The organism is Aeromonas sp. S15(2024) (assembly GCF_041402265.1).
GTDB lineage: Bacteria > Pseudomonadota > Gammaproteobacteria > Enterobacterales > Aeromonadaceae > Aeromonas > Aeromonas dhakensis.
This window is the reverse complement of sequence record NZ_JBGLQY010000002.1, coordinates 103,033-118,204: the sequence shown is the minus strand read 5'-3', so window position 1 is coordinate 118,204 and position 15,172 is coordinate 103,033. Positions and strand designations below refer to the sequence as shown.

Below are 15,172 nucleotides of genomic sequence, written 5' to 3'. Positions count from 1 at the left end.
GCGCGCTTACACAATGGCGGCGGTTATAACCCTTTAGTGAGTTGGGCCAGCAGTTGGTCTTCCACCACTCATGGCGGACCTGCTGACTAGTAGAATTCCTTGGTGATACGGTCGATAAAGAAATCCCAGATCTCTTTGGTGTCCGCATCGGTGACACCCAGCAGTTGCCGTTCTGGATAGCGGATCTCTTTCGCCTTCGGGTTGGGCCGATCTTTCTCACCGTAATGGTGAATAGCGGCCACTGTGCCCGCTACGCCAGCAAACTCAATGGTGGCACTACGCTCCCTGGCTTTGAGCTTGAACCACTTGGCTTTGATGATGTTCTTGAACATCTTCTGGGGGGCGTTGCGCACCACCACTTTGCTTTTGTCGATGCTGATGTACTTCACGATGCGTGACCGCCTGAATGAGCGCATGGCACCGCGCATCCGGTCAAATCCTTTGATGTAGTCCCCATTGTCGCGCCAGTTTTTCAGGTTGCGCACCAAGCACATTCCCGTCACCGGATTCTTGTAGATAAAGGCGATATGGGCGTTACCTTTCTGCGGATCTTTTCTGCGCCGCATCTTTGTTCCGTCAGGCTGGATGTTGGCCCTGATGCGGTCTGTGTTCTTCTTTTTGACGAGCGTGCCCGCGTACTGGATCAGCTCCTTCAATACTTTCTCGTTACCGGCTCTTGCGGCAGCGTCAGCGAATAATTCAAGGTCTCTCAGGTTGTCGGTGGCCATGGCTGATGCTCCCCGTTGATAAAGAGTTCCCAGGTGATGCCGTCATAGGGGTCTTCTGGCGGTTCTGGCAGATGTTCCCAGCCAATCCCCTGTTCGTTTTGCCACACCCTGACCCGCTCGGTCAGCTTTACTGTGATAACGAGGTCCATCAGGTCATCTGCGAGGTATTCGGCCTCGAACTTCACGCCATCTCTGCGCTTTTCGTCATTGGTCATCAGCTCTGACTGGTGTTGGCGCAGCCAGGCCAGTAACGGCACCATGACCTGATCCGGGTGGCCGGCAAAGTCTTCGACCCCGATAGTCAGCGGGTATTGCCACTCATAGGAGAGTGAGCGGGCACCGGTGCTTTCAACCCCACCGGTGGGGATGTAGAGATGCAGTTTGTCCGGGTTGGTAGCCAAATAGGGTACGCAACGAGTCAACACTTCACGGATCTGTTTTGGCTTTTCCATTTTCCCTCCCATTTTGGTGCCGTTGCCGGCAGGCGATGATGCTGTCGACCTGGGCGGCGCAGGTGGCCCAGGCGGCCTCGGTCTGGGTCAGCTGGTCGAGCAGATCGCCGTTATTGGCCGGGCTGGCCGGCGGCAGCTGGCAGGGGGTCAGCCCCTGACAGGTGAGCCTGATAATCTGCGGCGCCGGTGATGGTGGGGCGCTGGAGCAGCCTGACAACAGGATCAGGCAGAGGGCGATCAGCCCACTCCTTGAGTTCGGCATTTTCACGTTTGAGCCTCTTGATGGTGTCGGCCCGGGTGGCGGCCGTGATGGTCAGATCGTCAAGCTGGCGCTGCAGCGTGGCGGCGGCGGTTGCCTGGGCGGTCAGTTCGCTGGTGAGTGTGTCGATGGCCCCGTCTTTGAGCTTTTCCCGCTGTTCTGCCTCTTTGGCCTTGTCGTTGGCGGCCTTGAGGTCGGTTTGCAGGGTATCGACCTTGCCCCTGGCGGTCGCTGCCGAGGTGGCAGACCAGCCCCAGCCGGCCAAGGCGATGGCCAGCGCCAGCAGCAACCAGGTGAGGGGGGAGCGCAGCAGGTTAAGCCACATAATCGATCCCCCAAAAGTCCATCCCATCAGCGCGCAGGACGCTGTTGCACGGCATCACCACCACCGTATCAACAAAGGTTTCTGCCTTGGCGATCAGCTTGTTGATCACTCTGTCGCCCGGGGTGTTCATCAGGTCAAAACCCTGGCGTGGGGTGGTCGTGTAGTAGCCGTTCGGCATGATGGGTATATCAAGCTGGTTTTCATACCAGTCGAACTCGTCAAAGAACCAGCAGGCGTCGCGGTCTTTGATAAGCGCTTCCAGAGCTTCCCGTTCGGCTTGGCAAAGCTCTTTCCTACGGTTCATGTTGAGCATGTCGCAGCTGGCGACGTATGCCCCTTTGACCTTGCTGGCAATGTCCATAAATACCCAGAGGTGCTGTTTATCCAACGGTGTAGACAGCACGATGACAATCTTTTTTCCTTCCTGCCGCTTCTTGTTCGCGGCGGCTATCAGGCTGGTAGTTTTACCCGTCATCCTTCCAGTGATTTCAATGTGCATCCGCCACCCCTTTCACCGGATAGACCTTGGCAAAGTGGTCGTATGCCTTGGCCAGCTTGGTGTCGTAGTCGTTGTCCTTGTAGGCCGGCCCGTTGTAGCGGCGGGCGAAGTCGGCCCATTTACGGCCCTGCAGTGCCTTGTGCATGGCTTGGTCTTGCTTGATGAAGCGGCACAGGGCGGTGAGCTGGTCGACCTCGCTGCGCTGCATTGCGGTCTGCCAGTCGCTGGCAGAGGTAAAGCCCAGCGCCTGCCAGTGGTAGCCCATGATCTGGAACATGCCCCAGCTGGCCGACTCGATTGCGGCATCCCGGTGCAGGCTGATGGCGAGCTGCAGCCGTTCCCACTCTGCCGAGCCGCCGGCATAGCCGCCGCGCTTGGGGTTGACCAGGTTGGGGTAACTGGCGGCCATCTGGTCGGCGGTGGCTTTTCCCAGGTGCTTGTTGAGCTGCTTGTAGAACACATGTCGCTCGAACAGCACCACCGGGCGCTGGTCTTGAGTGAAGCCTTCGCCGATGCTCTCGACCTGGGCAACGGTGGCCATGGTGGCAAGCGGCAGGCCCAGCAAGTCTGCGCCAGCCTGCATGTCATCGATGCTCAACTGGTTGCCGCGCTCGCTGCCGAGCAGGGCTGCCATAGTGCGGGGGCCTGCTTGGCCGATGGCGGCGATCATGTAGTCACGCTGGAAGGCGAGCAGGGCGAGCTCGGTGGCACCACCAAACCAGCCATCCGGCTCGACCGGATAGCCGGCCTTAGTCAGGCGGCGCTGCAGATCGGCGACGGCGGTGCCGGTATCCCCTTTTTTCAGGCTCATGGTTGAAACCTCCCGTTCAGGTGGCTGGCGGTGGTCGGTTGTTGGCGACGGCGTGGCAGCAGGCGCATGACGGATCCGCGAGAGCCGATCAGGGCGGTGAGCAGGACGGCTGCCAGCAGCACCGCGGCCGGGTCTGGCGCTGGCATGACCCCGAGCAGGACGCGCAGCGGCACGGACCCGGCGGCGACGGTGATGACCCATGCCAGCAGTGCCGGCAGGGGGCGATAGTCGCCCCCGTTGCGGTTGAAGGTGGCGATGCGCATGGCGATCGCGGTGCAGATCATGGCGTAGAGGATGGTCAGCATGTCAGCCCCCTTTGCGGAGTTTGAACAGGTCTTCCGGCGTTTTGCGCAGGATCCACTGCAGCAGGTGGACGGCCAGCGCCGAGGCCAGCATTGCGCCGACGGCCCTGGGGACTTCGACACTGAGCGGCAGCACGCTGGCCAGCATGGCGGCAACCAGCGGGGCCGCCAGCGCTCCCGCCACGAAGGCGGCAACGAACAGGCCCGCCTTGCGCAGGTTGCCAAGCTCGGCGGTGGTGGCGATGAACACCAGCGCCCCGGCGAATGCACCGAGCAGGACGCCGGGGTCTACGCCCGGGAAGAGGGACAGCAGCGCCAGACCGGTGAGGGTGCTGGTTGCTGCACTGGATGAGATCGGTTCTGGCATCGTGCTCTCCTGTTTTTATCGTTTGCCGCCGTAGTGGCGAGCGGTTTGGAATTCGTGGATGGTCTGGCACTCGGCGCAGCGTTCGCAGCCCCGGATCGCTTCACGGCGCGCCTGCGGGATGGGGTCTTCGCAGTCGGTGCAGTAGTGCGGTCCGGTGCCACTGATGCGGGCGGCGTGGATGCGGGCAGCGAGTTGCTGCTCGCTGATGTCGGCCAGTCGTTCGAGTTCGTCGTCGAGGCGGCTCATGGTCAGTCCCATAGCTGGATCAGCGGCTGCTCGGCCTGGGTGGGGGCCGCTGGCATTGTGATGAGTGTTCCGGTCGGGAGGATGGGGCCGAGCTCGGCCAAACCGGGGTTGAGTTCGAGCACCTGCTCGGTGATGCCTGCGGTGTAGCCGTAATGCCGGAACAGGATGAGATCGAGGGTGTCACCCTGCTGGCTGCGCAGTTGCATCAGATGAGCTCCACTGTGATGTGGGTGGTGCCGATGATGTCGCGAATGGCAAAGCGGGCGTCGCGGTAAAGGTCATCGGAGCTCACCACTTTGGCGTCTGCCCCTTTGACGCCGTCACCGGTGGCGCTGTAGTCGGTGTAGCGTTCCAGCAGGTTGGCGCGGGTCATGGCGTAGACGGCGCGCCGGTAGCTGTGCAGGTGCGCTGATTCGTTGTTGATGAGTTCGCCCGGCACGGCGGCCAGGGTGGCGTGGCCTTCGGCCTGGCGAGCGGTGCGCCACTGGGCCAGATCTCGGTTGACGCTGGTGACGGCGTCGATCACGGCGTGGGTGAGGCGCTTGGTGGTGACGGTGCCATCGAGCCTGACGGTGTCGCGCAGGTCGGCCAGTGAGATGTCCGGCCAGAACGGATCGCTGGTGACTTTCCCTTCATCCGGTGCGGTCTGTGCGTTGGCGATGAATCCGGTGCTCATGGTGCTCCTGGTTCTGGTGGTAGCCCGTTTGTTGGGCGGTGGTCGGGCCGTCTGGTATGCGAAACGCATTCGTCAGGTCCGAGCCGCCCAGGGTGCGGGGTTCGCTCGGTTAGCTGCCGCCGCCGGTGGCGTCGGGCTGCTGTTCTTTTTTCAGTTCGCGCTCGAGCACTTCGAGCTCTTTTTTGATGCCGACCTTGTCATGCAGCTCGATGGCGCGCCGGTAGTGCTCGGCGGCCTGCAGTTTGAGCCCATCGGCGAGGCAGGCACGGCCCACCGCCTTGTGCAGCTTGGCGCGCACCTGGTCGAAGATGTCGCAGTCGGCCAACAGGGCCAGATAGCGATTGAGCAGGGGCAGGGAGGGTCCCGCGCCGGCTTCTTGCTGCTTGATGGCGGTGTCGGCGACTTCTTCGGCGATCATGGTGGCGGCGGTGCGCTCGTAGCGATCGGGGGTGCTCAGACCATGGCGGATCACGTAGGAGGCCATGGGTAGGGCTCCTTCCAGATCGCCGGTGTCGAGGTGCCAGAGCATGACGGTGACCAGGACGTCATCTTGTCCACCCCGGTCGGCGGCCAGCACGCCATCAATCCACGGCTGATAGACGGCCAGCATGGGGCGCTTTGCGTCGATCTTGCGTTCGATGCTCTGGATGCCTTTGAGGGTGCGGCGGTGTTCGGCCAGCTGCATCAGCTGCAGCTCGTAGGCGTTGGCGCGCATCTGGTCGAACTGGGGATTGGCCGCCCCTTGCAGGGCGGCCAATTTGAGTTCGCGGTTGCGACGGGCAGGTGAAGTCATGCTGCCCCCTTAACCGCCGGCGGCCGGTTTCGGCCCGATGACGATGTTTTCGACCAGGGCCGCGCAGTCGTAGTCTTCCACCACGTAGGCGTCGTTGGAGCTTTCGTAGTTGACGATGCGGTTGCGCTTGGGCTCGTCTTCGATGTAACGACGGCGGGCACCGGTCTGCGGGTAGATGGAGAGGTTGCTGATCTTGGTGATGAGCAGCTTGTCTTCTGGGAAGAAGGGGACGCGCACGGCTTTGAGACCGCCGATCTGCTTCTGGCTCACCAGCACCTGGCCGGCCAGCTTGTTCTGGTTGTCATCGGCGTTGTTGATGATGGGGAAGTATTTATCGGAGAGCAGCTTGCGGCCGCAGATGACCACCAGGTCGGTATCGTCCTGATACCAGGGGGCGATCATCTCGTTGACGGCGTCGTACACCAGGGCGTCGAGATTGTGGTAGTCGCCTTCCTTGGTGTCGGCTTCCCCTTTCGGCTGGTAGATGTAGATCTTGCCGCTGCCCTCGGTGGCCTCGCTCATGACCTGGGCCGGGGCGTCGGTGCGGATGTGTTGCAGCCAGCCCTTGTTCACATCTTGCAACAGCGGGTTGGCAGTGCGATCGGTGTCGGGGGCGGTGCTGGTGCCATGCCAGCCGATCATGATGCGGTCGAGCCCCTGACGGATGAGAATGGCGTCGCGGACACGGGTCTGGAAGTCGGGGAATTTGGCCCAGGCATCGATCTGGCCGTAGCCGATCTGGGTGTCGAAGTTGGTCTGGGCGCATTCGTAGCTCTGGGCGTAGAGACCGTGCGGGCTGTTGGGCTGACGGTCTTTGCTGGAGGTGTCGGTGCGACCGGCGATGGTGCTGGTGATGCCGATGCCGACCTTTTGGCCTTTCATCTCATCGACCGGGATGATGTTGATCATGCCGAGGAAGGCGACCGACTCCTGCATTTTGGTTTCCAGGGTCTGCTGGACGCTGGGCTGCACGTTGAACTGCACCGTGGCGCTGGAGACGGCGTTGAGTTTGGCCACTTGGCCGGTGAACTCGTTGAACTTCTGGCGGGTTTCGTTACGCATTGGGCATAGTCCTTAGCAGTCGGTTTGAATGGTGGCGCCATCGCTACCGGTGGCCGGCGGGCGCTTGTGGCTGAAATCTTCCTGGCCTTCCAGGTTGGCGGTGAGGTCGGCCAGCGCCTTGGCGGTGGCGTCCAGCTTGCCGGTCAGCTCGGCCATGGCCTGGGCCTGCTCGGTGAACTTCTTCTGCATGCCGGCATCGAGGCTGGTGACCTCTTTTGCCACCGTTTCGACGGCCTGGTGCACGTCGCTGAAATCGGCGGTGGATTGCTTCTTGTGGGTGGAGAACAGCGCGGTAACCCGCTCCAGCAGGCCGGGGCCTTTGTCGCTGTCGTCTTCAAACTCGATGACGGTTTCCAGCGCTTCGGTGAACAGGCACTCCTTATGCTGCTTGCGCTCGGCCAGCGGGTTGACCTTCGCTTTGCTGCAGAACTCCAGCATTTCAGTGCCCAGGCTGGCCGGGCTGTCGGTGACGGCCAGCCCCATCAGGTAGGCGCCCTTTTCGTTCAGGTTGGGGTGGATTTCGACGGAGGTGTAAACCTTCTGGCGCTTCTTGTTCAGCTCGACCAGCTCGGGGGTGGGGTCGATCTGCACGTACAGGGCCAGGCGCTTTTCACCTTCCATGTCGACCTCTTCGGTCTTGGCTGCGGTGATGTCGCCGTACATCTTGAACTGACCGTTCGGGTCATATCCCCGGATGTGTTCCATATTGACCCGCGCGCCGTAGGTGGACTGGTTGTAGCGCTTGGCCATCTGTTCAATCCATTCGCGGGTGATGGTGCGCCCGTCGGTCGTGCCCCCCTCGACGGCGACGCGGAAAAATTTGGACTTAGGCATGAGCTGGGATCCCTTTGGTGATTGGGTGGTGATGTCGCGATTATGGTCTGGGTGAGCGGCGGGATCGTGCAATCTGCCGCCATTGTGTAGGGGCGCTACACAATGGCGGTGGGGCGTTGGTGGTTGGTCTGGCTGGGTAGACTGGCGCCATGACTACAGCACCCTTACTTTTCCCCCATATCGAACCCAGACGGCAGGCCATGCACCTGTTCTTCCAGGGCTACCCGCTGCGCGCCATCGCTGAATTGCTGGCTGTGCCAGAGGGGACTGTCTCGACCTGGAAGAAGCGCGACGGCTGGGATGACATCAAACCCATTGATCGGGTCGATTTCGCCATTGAATCGCGGATGTGCCAGCTGATCGCCAAAGAGGTGAAGACCGGCGGCGATTTCAAGGAGATTGACTTGCTGGGCCGCCAGCTGGAGCGGATCGCCCGGGTCAACCGGTATAGCAACGGCGGCAACGAGGCCGACCTCAACCCGAAGGTGGCGAACCGCAACAAGGGGCCGAAGAAGGCGCCCGAGCGCAATGTGGTGGAGCCTGAGCAGCAAGCCCGGCTGATCGAGCGCTTCGAGTCGACCATGTTTGGTTATCAGCGGGTGTGGCATGAGGCCGGGAAGTGGCACCGGATCCGCGACCTGCTCAAATCGCGCCAGATCGGTGCAACGTATTATTTCGGTTTCGAGGCGTTCATCGACGCCCTGGTGACCGGTCGCAATCAGATTTTCTTGTCTGCCAGCAAGGCGCAGGCCCACGTGTTCAAGCAGTACATCATCCAGTTTGCCAAGGACGAAGGGGTAGAGCTGAAAGGTGACCCCATGGTGCTACCGAACGGGGCGCACCTCTACTTTCTCGGTACCAACGCCCGCACCGCCCAGAGCTACCACGGCAACATCTACATGGATGAGTACTTCTGGATCCATGGCTTCCTGGAGTTCCGCAAGGTGGCCTCCGGTATGGCGATGCACAAGAAGTGGCGCCAGACCTACATTTCCACCCCGTCCAGCCTTTCCCATCCCGCCTATGCGTTCTGGTCCGGCGCCAACTTCAACCGCGGCAAGGCGAAGGCTGACCGGGTCGAGATTGACCTGAGCCACGCCAATCTGGCCAGCGGCAAGCTGTGCGCCGATGGTCAGTGGCGGCAGATTGTCACGGTTGAAGACGCGGTGCGCGGTGGTTGTGACCTGTTCGACCTTGACCAACTGCGCGGCGAGTATTCCGAGGATGAATACCGCAACCTGCTGATGTGCGAGTTCATGGATGACACGGCCAGTGTGTTCCCGCTTGCCAGCCTGCAGCGCTGCATGGTCGACAGCTGGGAGCTGTGGGATGACTACAAGCCGTTTGCGCTTCGCCCGTTGGGCAGCCGGCCAGTTTGGATCGGCTATGACCCGGCCAAGGGCGGGCAGGGCGATAGTGCCGGCTGCGTCGTGCTGGCACCGCCGGCAGTACCTGGCGGCAAGTTTCGCGTGCTCGAGCGCCACCGTTGGAGCGGGATGGACTTCGACGCCCAGGCGCGGGCCATCAAGGCCATGTGCGAGCGCTACAACGTCGGTTACATCGGCATCGACACGACCGGGATCGGGGAGGGGGTTTATCAGCTGGTGAAGCAGTTCTACCCGGCAGTTACCCCCATCCAGTACAACCCTAGTGTGAAAATTCAGATGGTGATGAAGGCCCAGGATGTGATGAACAAGGGCCGGTTGGAGTTTGACAGCGGCATGACTGACCTCGCGCAGGCTTTCATGAGCATCCGCCGTTCTGTGACGGCTGGCGGCAAAATGCCGACCTTTGAGGCCAGCCGGTCAGAGGAAACCAGCCACGCCGATATTGCCTGGGCAACGATGCAGGCCCTGTTACATGAACCGCTGGCAGGTGCCACCGGTGCCAATACCAGCATGATGGAGATTTTCTCATGAGAAAGCGCCGCCCACAGCGCCATACCCCGCCGGTGACGGCAACCCAGAAACCCGGCGCGGCCATCGAGGCGTTCAGTTTTGGCGAGCCGGTGCCCGTCTTATCGCAACGGGAAGTGTTCGACTACCTGGAGGCCATGCACAACGGCCGCTGGTACGAGCCGCCCCTCTCCCTCAATGGGCTGTCCCGGGTCTATCGGGCCGGGGTGCATCACGCCTCGGCCATCCAGGTGAAGCGCAACATCCTGCGCTCCTGCTTCATCCCGCACCCGAAATTGAGCCTGGCCGCCTTCACCGGCCTGGTGCTGGACTACCTCATCTTCGGCAACGGCTATCTGCAGGCGGTGCAGAACCGGCTCGGCGGGGTGCTGCGATATGACCACCTGCGCGCCAAGTACACCCGGCGCGCGCTGGATCTGAACCAGTATTGGTGGATTGCCCAACCCGGCCAGGAGCAGGCCCTGCCCACTGGCCGGGTGGGCCATGTGATGGAGGCCGACATCAACCAGGAGATCTACGGCATCCCCGACTATGTCGGCGGGCTCAACTCCACCCTGCTCAACGAGTCGGCCACCCTGTTCCGCCGCCGCTACTACGAGAACGGCAGCCACGCGGGCTTCATCATGCACATCACAGACCCAACGCAGAATGAGCAGGACATCAAGGACCTCAAAGAAGCCCTGCGTCAGAGCAAGGGCCCCGGCAACTTCCGCAACCTCTTGCTCTACACCCCGGGCGGCAGCAAGGACGGGGTCAAGCTGATCCCGGTGGCCGAGGTGGCCGCCAAGGATGACTTCCTCAGCATCAAGAACGTGAGCCGGGATGACCAGCTCGCCAGCCACCGGGTACCGCCCCAGTTGATGGGAGTCATGCCCAACAGCACCGGCGGCTTTGGCGATGTGACCAAGGCCGCCCAGGTGTTCGACATCAACGAGATAGACAGCATCAAGGCCAGCCTGCTGGCGCTCAATGACTGGGCGGGGGAGGAGGTGATCCGGTTCAATCCCTACCGACTGTCAGATCTGACAGGGCAGGCGGCATAGGCGAGGCTACAGTTACAACGAACATCTGGAGTTTGTGTATGTTCAAGGTGTCACGAAAGCCCCCTCACCGAGGGGGCTTTGTTTTGCCTGACGTTCAGCGCCCTGACGCCCCGGGGCGGCTGCCCCTCAGCACCCGGCGCGCGCAGTCAAGACCCCGCCTCGCCTGCGCGCTTTATGTGTCGATTTCCATTCGGGTGAAAGACTGCTGGCGGCCGGTTGTTTCCCGCGCCAGCGCTGGCCGCGCGGGGGATAACGGATCCTTTTTGCGATCCTTCACTTTCCGTCAGATCATTGCTATATAGCAAACCGACTATATAACCCATCTAAACAAGATGTTTTATTCTCTACTTTGTGGACATCTCTTTGTTCAGGATGCAGTTATTATTAGTGATCCACCTCTTGAGGTGAATTTGGTTCATCAACTATTCTCTTAACTCTAAAGAAGTAGTCGTTATATTCTTTTTTACGCCGTAAAAAGCTAACAAACGCTTCTATTGTTAAAAGTCGGTCTCTGGATATTAATAGGCTGTCATTTTCTTGAATAATTAAACCTCTGTTTATTAGTTCGCTTGTTATCTCCTGCTCTATTTCAACGTCAGAACGGCCTAGCTTCTCATCTTTTAAACTATAGTCTATATAAACTTCTTTTTCCGGGTATTTCATCTTGTCGTATGCATACCTTAATGTTGCCTCATTTCCGTTTATATATAGATCGAAGAAGTACTCATCGCTTTCTGTTAGTTTTTCGCCATCAAACTCTTTAAATGTTTTAACTAGCGCCTTTCTCTTTGATTTTTTAATAATATCTTCAATGCTAGATTGTAATGCTAGCATGGCAATAATTATAAATATAAAGAGAGTGCCGTAAACCAATGTTCTAGATATGTTCGTTAGAATTCCCCCACCGAATGTTGAGTTGAAAAAAGATCTTTCATCAACAGGGTTCTCTCCTGACACTATGTTTATTGCGCGAACTCCCGCTATTTTCCCTATGCTTTGTATTTCAGGTGTAGTACCAACAGGATGTAGGACTAAAACTTTTATTTCAAAGTATTCATTGCTTTCAAGTATGACATTTGAGAATAAAATGGAGTTATCGGCCTGAGTTATCAATAGCTTTTCTTCAAGATATTTGTTGCTGGCTGATACTAATGACGGCTTTTCTGCAACATAACCATTTATGATGTTGAATCCAAGAGGATCGGTTGGGTCGTAAAGGCTAGGAATAACTGAGCTATCACCAGTGTTAATTACCTTGAATGTAATAATTCTAAGATCTTTCTTTTCTTTGCTGAGGCTTCCCCCTTGATATAAAACATCGAGGTTTCCAACTTCTTCTTTTATATCAAGAACACTTGAGTTTGTAGTTATTACATAGCTAATATTTGGAGTGTTATTTTTATAAAAGCCTAAGTATATGGATAACAATCCGAACACAACTGCCAGAATAAAACCAAAGAATGACCATGAAAATTTTTGATCCATGTTTTTTAATGTGCTCATTATCGTCATAAAAATAACCTTGAGTTCTAAATTAGTATTTATTTGGTTGTGGTAGATCATATCTTCCTGACGGAATCTGGTCACGCACCATGGTGCGTGACCGGTCACATTACCAACTTTTTATGATTGGTTGACGGTGCAGGTGGGGGAGCAACCTGTTCCAGTCGCGGGTGCCGTGGGTGGCGGGCTGCACATGGCGGGTCTTGTCGACCAGGATGCGCTGGGCGGCGGCCAGGGTCATCGGGTATTCGTGGATGATGGAGTAGTAGGTGCCGGCTTCGCGGTGCTCGGCGACATCGAGCAGGGGATAGATGCGGCGGGCGGCCCCCATCATGTAATCGGCGGCGCGCCAGAGCCACGCCAGCGAATGCAGTTCGTGGTCGGTCAGCACGGTGAGGGGCTGCGGATGGGCGGCGGTTTCGCGGTCCAACACATCAAGCACCCAGCGTCGAAACTCTTTGGCCAGTGCAGTGCGTGAGAACATGGCGATCAGATGAGCGCCGCGCAGGGAGAAGATGCGATTTTCCATCTCTACAGAGCCTGTTTGCCTAACGACCGTCAATTTGACGGTCGTTGTCATATGGGAGGTAAATTCGTCCGCATTGCGGGTGTAGATGCGGCTCACGGCATCTTCACGGGCATAGCCAAGGGCTTGGGCGATCTGGGCGGCGGTCAGCCAGGGTTGGCCGTGGTGGGGGATAACGGTGAACTGGGTGTCATGGAAGCAGATGCTGTTCATGATGGGATCCTCTGAGTCAGATGAATCGTCACCATTGACGCCAATCTCTGGTGACGAACTGGACAGGGTTGGCGTACCGGGACTCAAAGAAACCGGCGCCCCGAAGGGCCCCTGCCCAGCCCGCCATAACTGAGATTGCGGGTACAACTGGGCCGCACAAAAAAACACGCAGGCGCGTGTTGTGCGCTTCAAGTCATCGGGACGCCAATCCCGGCAACGGATTTTGCCGTTGCCCGCGCAGTATCGCGCAACAGCGCGACACCAATCAACCCCAATAGTCCCCGATGCTCCCTTTTTGTCCCTTTCCGGCCCTCTGCGGTCCGCATCAGCGCTTATCAGGAAAATCGGCACCATCACCCCGCCCAGCAGCACAACACCGCCGGCAGGGTACCGGTTCTACACAAGGAAGGGGACGTTAGTTTTGGTAGGAATCATACACAACAGCAGGCAAGCCTATAGGTGTTGAGTGACTTCTATAGGCTTGCTGTCTTCATTCACTCCAATGTTCTTCGACCACTACGTTTCCAGCGAGATCAGTTTGGCGAATGCTCTGCCTGTTGTTGAGGCCGTTCAGAGTGATTTCGTCAGTGTGAACAACCTTGCCGACAACCTGCCCATCAGCACTAACAATCGAGTAAGTGTCGACATCGGTTTGGCCCATAGAACCTCTTGTACGAGAACTTTCGTGTTTCAGTTTTTCACCTGGCTGCAGCTTTACTCGATTTTCCATATATCCTCCTGATTATGGGGTGTGACAAATAAGCTTTGAATCATAGCGTTTGCACCTGGCCTACAGATTGATCCCTTTCACAATGATGGCGGCTTAGGTGAAGCCGGAGTCAAACGCCGAACGGTGATCCGATTTTGGCGCCTTGCTATACTGGTTTTCTATACAGTATTTTTCGAGATTGCCAGCATGTTTGCTCAACCCACCCTAGATGCCCCCTTGTTGGAGCTGCCCCTGTTCCTCTCCCCGGTGGCCTGCGGCTTTCCGTCGCCGGCGCAGGACTACACCGAGCAGACCATCGATCTCAACCAGCTGTGTGTGGCGCACCCGGCGGCAACCTACTTTGTGCGGGCTGCTGGTGACAGCATGGTCGACCACGGGATCCGCGATGGCGACTTGCTGGTCGTCGACCGCAGCCGCAAGGCCAGGCATGGCAGCGTGGTGGTTGCCGCGGTTGATGGCGAGTTCACGGTGAAGGAGCTGCAGCTTGAGCCCACCGTCGCCTTGCTCCCTGGCAACCGAGCCTATCGCCCCATCCATTTCAACGATGGGCAGGAGCTGGAAATCTTCGGGGTAGTGGCCTTTGTCGTGCACCAGGTGGACAGCCCATGAACAAGCGTTGCGCCGTCGCCCTGGTCGACGTGAACAACTTCTACGCCAGTTGCGAGCGGCTGTTTCGCCCCGACTTGAAGGGGCGGCCCATCGTGGTGCTCTCCAACAACGATGGCTGCGTGGTGGCCCGCTCGGCAGAGGCCAAGGCCCTCGGCATCAAGATGGGGGTGCCGTACTTCCAGATCCGCCAGTTCTTCGAGGCCATGGGCGGGGTCTGGTTCTCCAGCAACTATGCCCTCTATGGCGACATGTCGAACCGGGTGATGACCATTCTGGAGGGGATGGCCCCGGCGGTGGAGGTCTACAGCATCGACGAGGCCTTCATCGAACTGAGCGAGTCCTGGGCGGGCGACCTGGTGGCCTATGGCCGCCAGATTCGCGAGCGGGTGCAGCAGTGGACTGGGCTGATCGTGGGGGTCGGCATCGGCCCCACCAAGACGCTCGCCAAGCTCGCCAACTACGCCGCCAAGAAGTGGCCCGCCACCGGTGGTGTGGTGGATCTGCGGGATGAAGCGCGGCGTGCTCGGCTGATGGCGATCACCCCGGTGGACGAGATATGGGGCATTGGCCGGCGGCTGTCGGCCAAGCTGGAAGCCCAGGGCATCAAGACGGTGGCCGAGCTGGTCTTCGCTGACCCCAAGGCGCTGCGGCGCCGCTATGGCGTGGTGGTCGAGCGCACGGTGCAGGAGCTGCGGGGTATACCCTGCGCCGAGCTGGAACAAGAGGCCCAGGCCAAACAGCAGATCATCTGCTCGCGCTCCTTCGGCGAGCGCATCACCCAGATCGGCCCCATGCACCAGGCGCTGGCGGGTTACATGGAGCGGGCCGCCGAGAAGCTGCGGGGGGAGGCGATGTGCTGTCGGCACGTGACCCTGTTCATCCGCACCAGCCCGTTCAGCGACCGGGAGCCCTATTACGGCAACCAGGTGAGCACCAAGCTGGCCATGCCCACCCATGACACCCGGGCGCTGCTGGCCCTGATCCCCGAGTTGCTCCCCCGCATCTGGCGCGACGGGCAGCGATACCAGAAAGGGGGTGTCATGCTGGCCGACTTCACCCCCGCCAGCATGCAGCAGGGCGACCTGTTCGCCGCACAGCAGCCATCCCCGCGCAGCGAGGCGCTGATGCAGGTCATCGACAAGATCAACCAGGGGCGGTTGGGGAAGGTCTACTTCGCGGCCCGCGGCCGCGACACCCGGGAGTGGATGATGAAGCGGGAGCAGTTAAGCCCCCGCTATACCACCGCGCTCGGCGAGCTGCCGGTGGTGAAGGCATAGC

21 protein-coding genes are annotated in these 15,172 nt (G+C 59.3%); 4 read left to right on the top strand and 17 right to left on the bottom strand.

Annotated elements, in window-relative coordinates:
* Positions 1 to 86: 86 nt before the first annotated feature.
* The 14 genes from ACB033_RS04675 to ACB033_RS04610 all read right to left on the bottom strand — a co-directional run bounded on the left by ACB033_RS04675 (position 87) and on the right by ACB033_RS04610 (position 7,354).
* Positions 87 to 728, bottom strand: coding sequence for a phage virion morphogenesis protein (locus tag ACB033_RS04675; RefSeq protein ID WP_371140381.1), 642 nt, complete (start codon positions 726 to 728; stop codon positions 87 to 89).
* Positions 710 to 1,180, bottom strand: coding sequence for a phage tail protein (locus tag ACB033_RS04670; RefSeq protein ID WP_371140380.1), 471 nt, complete (start codon positions 1,178 to 1,180; stop codon positions 710 to 712). The genes ACB033_RS04675 and ACB033_RS04670 overlap by 19 nt, the downstream gene beginning before the upstream one ends.
* Positions 1,155 to 1,397, bottom strand: a complete 243-nt coding sequence (lysC, locus tag ACB033_RS04665; RefSeq protein ID WP_371140379.1) for an Rz1-like lysis system protein LysC — start codon at positions 1,395 to 1,397, stop codon at positions 1,155 to 1,157. Before lysC ends, ACB033_RS04670 begins: the two co-directional genes overlap by 26 nt.
* A complete protein-coding gene (lysB, locus tag ACB033_RS04660; RefSeq protein ID WP_371140378.1) occupies positions 1,291 to 1,764 on the bottom strand; it encodes an Rz-like lysis system protein LysB in 474 nt (157 codons plus the stop codon). The genes lysC and lysB overlap by 107 nt, the downstream gene beginning before the upstream one ends.
* Entirely contained in the window at positions 1,754 to 2,263 is a 510-nt protein-coding gene (locus tag ACB033_RS04655; RefSeq protein ID WP_371140377.1) for a hypothetical protein, read from the bottom strand. The genes lysB and ACB033_RS04655 overlap by 11 nt, the downstream gene beginning before the upstream one ends.
* Positions 2,253 to 3,074, bottom strand: coding sequence for an N-acetylmuramidase domain-containing protein (locus tag ACB033_RS04650; RefSeq protein ID WP_371140376.1), 822 nt, complete (start codon positions 3,072 to 3,074; stop codon positions 2,253 to 2,255). The genes ACB033_RS04655 and ACB033_RS04650 overlap by 11 nt, the downstream gene beginning before the upstream one ends.
* Entirely contained in the window at positions 3,071 to 3,379 is a 309-nt protein-coding gene (locus ACB033_RS04645) for a phage holin family protein (protein ID WP_017765312.1), read from the bottom strand. The genes ACB033_RS04650 and ACB033_RS04645 overlap by 4 nt, the downstream gene beginning before the upstream one ends.
* A gap of 1 nt (position 3,380) precedes the next feature.
* Positions 3,381 to 3,743, bottom strand: coding sequence for a putative holin (locus ACB033_RS04640; RefSeq protein WP_371140375.1), 363 nt, complete (start codon positions 3,741 to 3,743; stop codon positions 3,381 to 3,383).
* Positions 3,744 to 3,758: 15 nt separating this feature from the next.
* The gene (locus ACB033_RS04635) at positions 3,759 to 3,989 is read right to left on the bottom strand and encodes a TraR/DksA C4-type zinc finger protein (RefSeq protein ID WP_371140423.1); all 231 of its coding nucleotides are present in this window, start codon (positions 3,987 to 3,989) and stop codon (positions 3,759 to 3,761) included.
* 2 nt (positions 3,990 to 3,991) lie between these two features.
* The gene (locus ACB033_RS04630; RefSeq protein WP_017765313.1) at positions 3,992 to 4,195 is read right to left on the bottom strand and encodes a tail protein X; all 204 of its coding nucleotides are present in this window, start codon (positions 4,193 to 4,195) and stop codon (positions 3,992 to 3,994) included.
* Positions 4,195 to 4,665, bottom strand: coding sequence for a head completion/stabilization protein (locus tag ACB033_RS04625; RefSeq protein ID WP_371140374.1), 471 nt, complete (start codon positions 4,663 to 4,665; stop codon positions 4,195 to 4,197). Before ACB033_RS04625 ends, ACB033_RS04630 begins: the two co-directional genes overlap by 1 nt.
* A 109-nt stretch (positions 4,666 to 4,774) precedes the next feature.
* Positions 4,775 to 5,458, bottom strand: coding sequence for a phage terminase small subunit (gene gpM, locus ACB033_RS04620; RefSeq protein WP_371140373.1), 684 nt, complete (start codon positions 5,456 to 5,458; stop codon positions 4,775 to 4,777).
* A 9-nt stretch (positions 5,459 to 5,467) separates the two neighbouring features.
* Complete coding sequence (locus ACB033_RS04615; RefSeq protein WP_139752933.1) at positions 5,468 to 6,520, bottom strand: phage major capsid protein, P2 family; 1,053 nt, start codon at positions 6,518 to 6,520, stop codon at positions 5,468 to 5,470.
* A 12-nt stretch (positions 6,521 to 6,532) separates the two neighbouring features.
* Positions 6,533 to 7,354: a GPO family capsid scaffolding protein gene (locus ACB033_RS04610; RefSeq protein ID WP_371140372.1), complete on the bottom strand. Its 822-nt coding sequence runs from the start codon at positions 7,352 to 7,354 to the stop codon at positions 6,533 to 6,535.
* Between the two features lie 149 nt (positions 7,355 to 7,503).
* On the opposite strand from ACB033_RS04610, the gene ACB033_RS04605 reads away from it, so the two are divergent.
* Together ACB033_RS04605 and ACB033_RS04600 are read left to right on the top strand one after the other, a co-directional pair.
* Positions 7,504 to 9,273, top strand: coding sequence for a terminase ATPase subunit family protein (locus ACB033_RS04605; protein ID WP_371140371.1), 1,770 nt, complete (start codon positions 7,504 to 7,506; stop codon positions 9,271 to 9,273).
* Positions 9,270 to 10,313, top strand: coding sequence for a phage portal protein (locus ACB033_RS04600; protein ID WP_371140370.1), 1,044 nt, complete (start codon positions 9,270 to 9,272; stop codon positions 10,311 to 10,313). Before ACB033_RS04605 ends, ACB033_RS04600 begins: the two co-directional genes overlap by 4 nt.
* A 384-nt stretch (positions 10,314 to 10,697) precedes the next feature.
* On the opposite strand, the gene ACB033_RS04595 is transcribed toward ACB033_RS04600, so the two are convergent.
* The 3 genes from ACB033_RS04595 to ACB033_RS04585 all read right to left on the bottom strand — a co-directional run bounded on the left by ACB033_RS04595 (position 10,698) and on the right by ACB033_RS04585 (position 13,285).
* Positions 10,698 to 11,876 (bottom strand): hypothetical protein, encoded by a 1,179-nt coding sequence (locus ACB033_RS04595; protein WP_371140369.1) that lies wholly within the window; start codon positions 11,874 to 11,876, stop codon positions 10,698 to 10,700.
* 49 nt (positions 11,877 to 11,925) lie between these two features.
* Positions 11,926 to 12,555, bottom strand: a complete 630-nt coding sequence (locus ACB033_RS04590) for a P22AR C-terminal domain-containing protein (protein ID WP_371140368.1) — start codon at positions 12,553 to 12,555, stop codon at positions 11,926 to 11,928.
* A 490-nt stretch (positions 12,556 to 13,045) separates the two neighbouring features.
* Positions 13,046 to 13,285 carry a hypothetical protein gene (locus ACB033_RS04585; protein ID WP_152985352.1) on the bottom strand — a complete coding sequence of 80 codons (240 nt, stop codon included), beginning with the start codon at positions 13,283 to 13,285 and terminating at the stop codon, positions 13,046 to 13,048.
* A gap of 186 nt (positions 13,286 to 13,471) precedes the next feature.
* Between ACB033_RS04585 and umuD the strand changes: the two genes are divergently transcribed.
* The gene (umuD, locus tag ACB033_RS04580) at positions 13,472 to 13,894 is read left to right on the top strand and encodes a translesion error-prone DNA polymerase V autoproteolytic subunit (RefSeq protein ID WP_371140367.1); all 423 of its coding nucleotides are present in this window, start codon (positions 13,472 to 13,474) and stop codon (positions 13,892 to 13,894) included.
* Positions 13,891 to 15,171 carry a translesion error-prone DNA polymerase V subunit UmuC gene (gene umuC / locus ACB033_RS04575; protein ID WP_371140366.1) on the top strand — a complete coding sequence of 427 codons (1,281 nt, stop codon included), beginning with the start codon at positions 13,891 to 13,893 and terminating at the stop codon, positions 15,169 to 15,171. The genes umuD and umuC overlap by 4 nt, the downstream gene beginning before the upstream one ends.
* Position 15,172 lies beyond the last annotated feature (1 nt).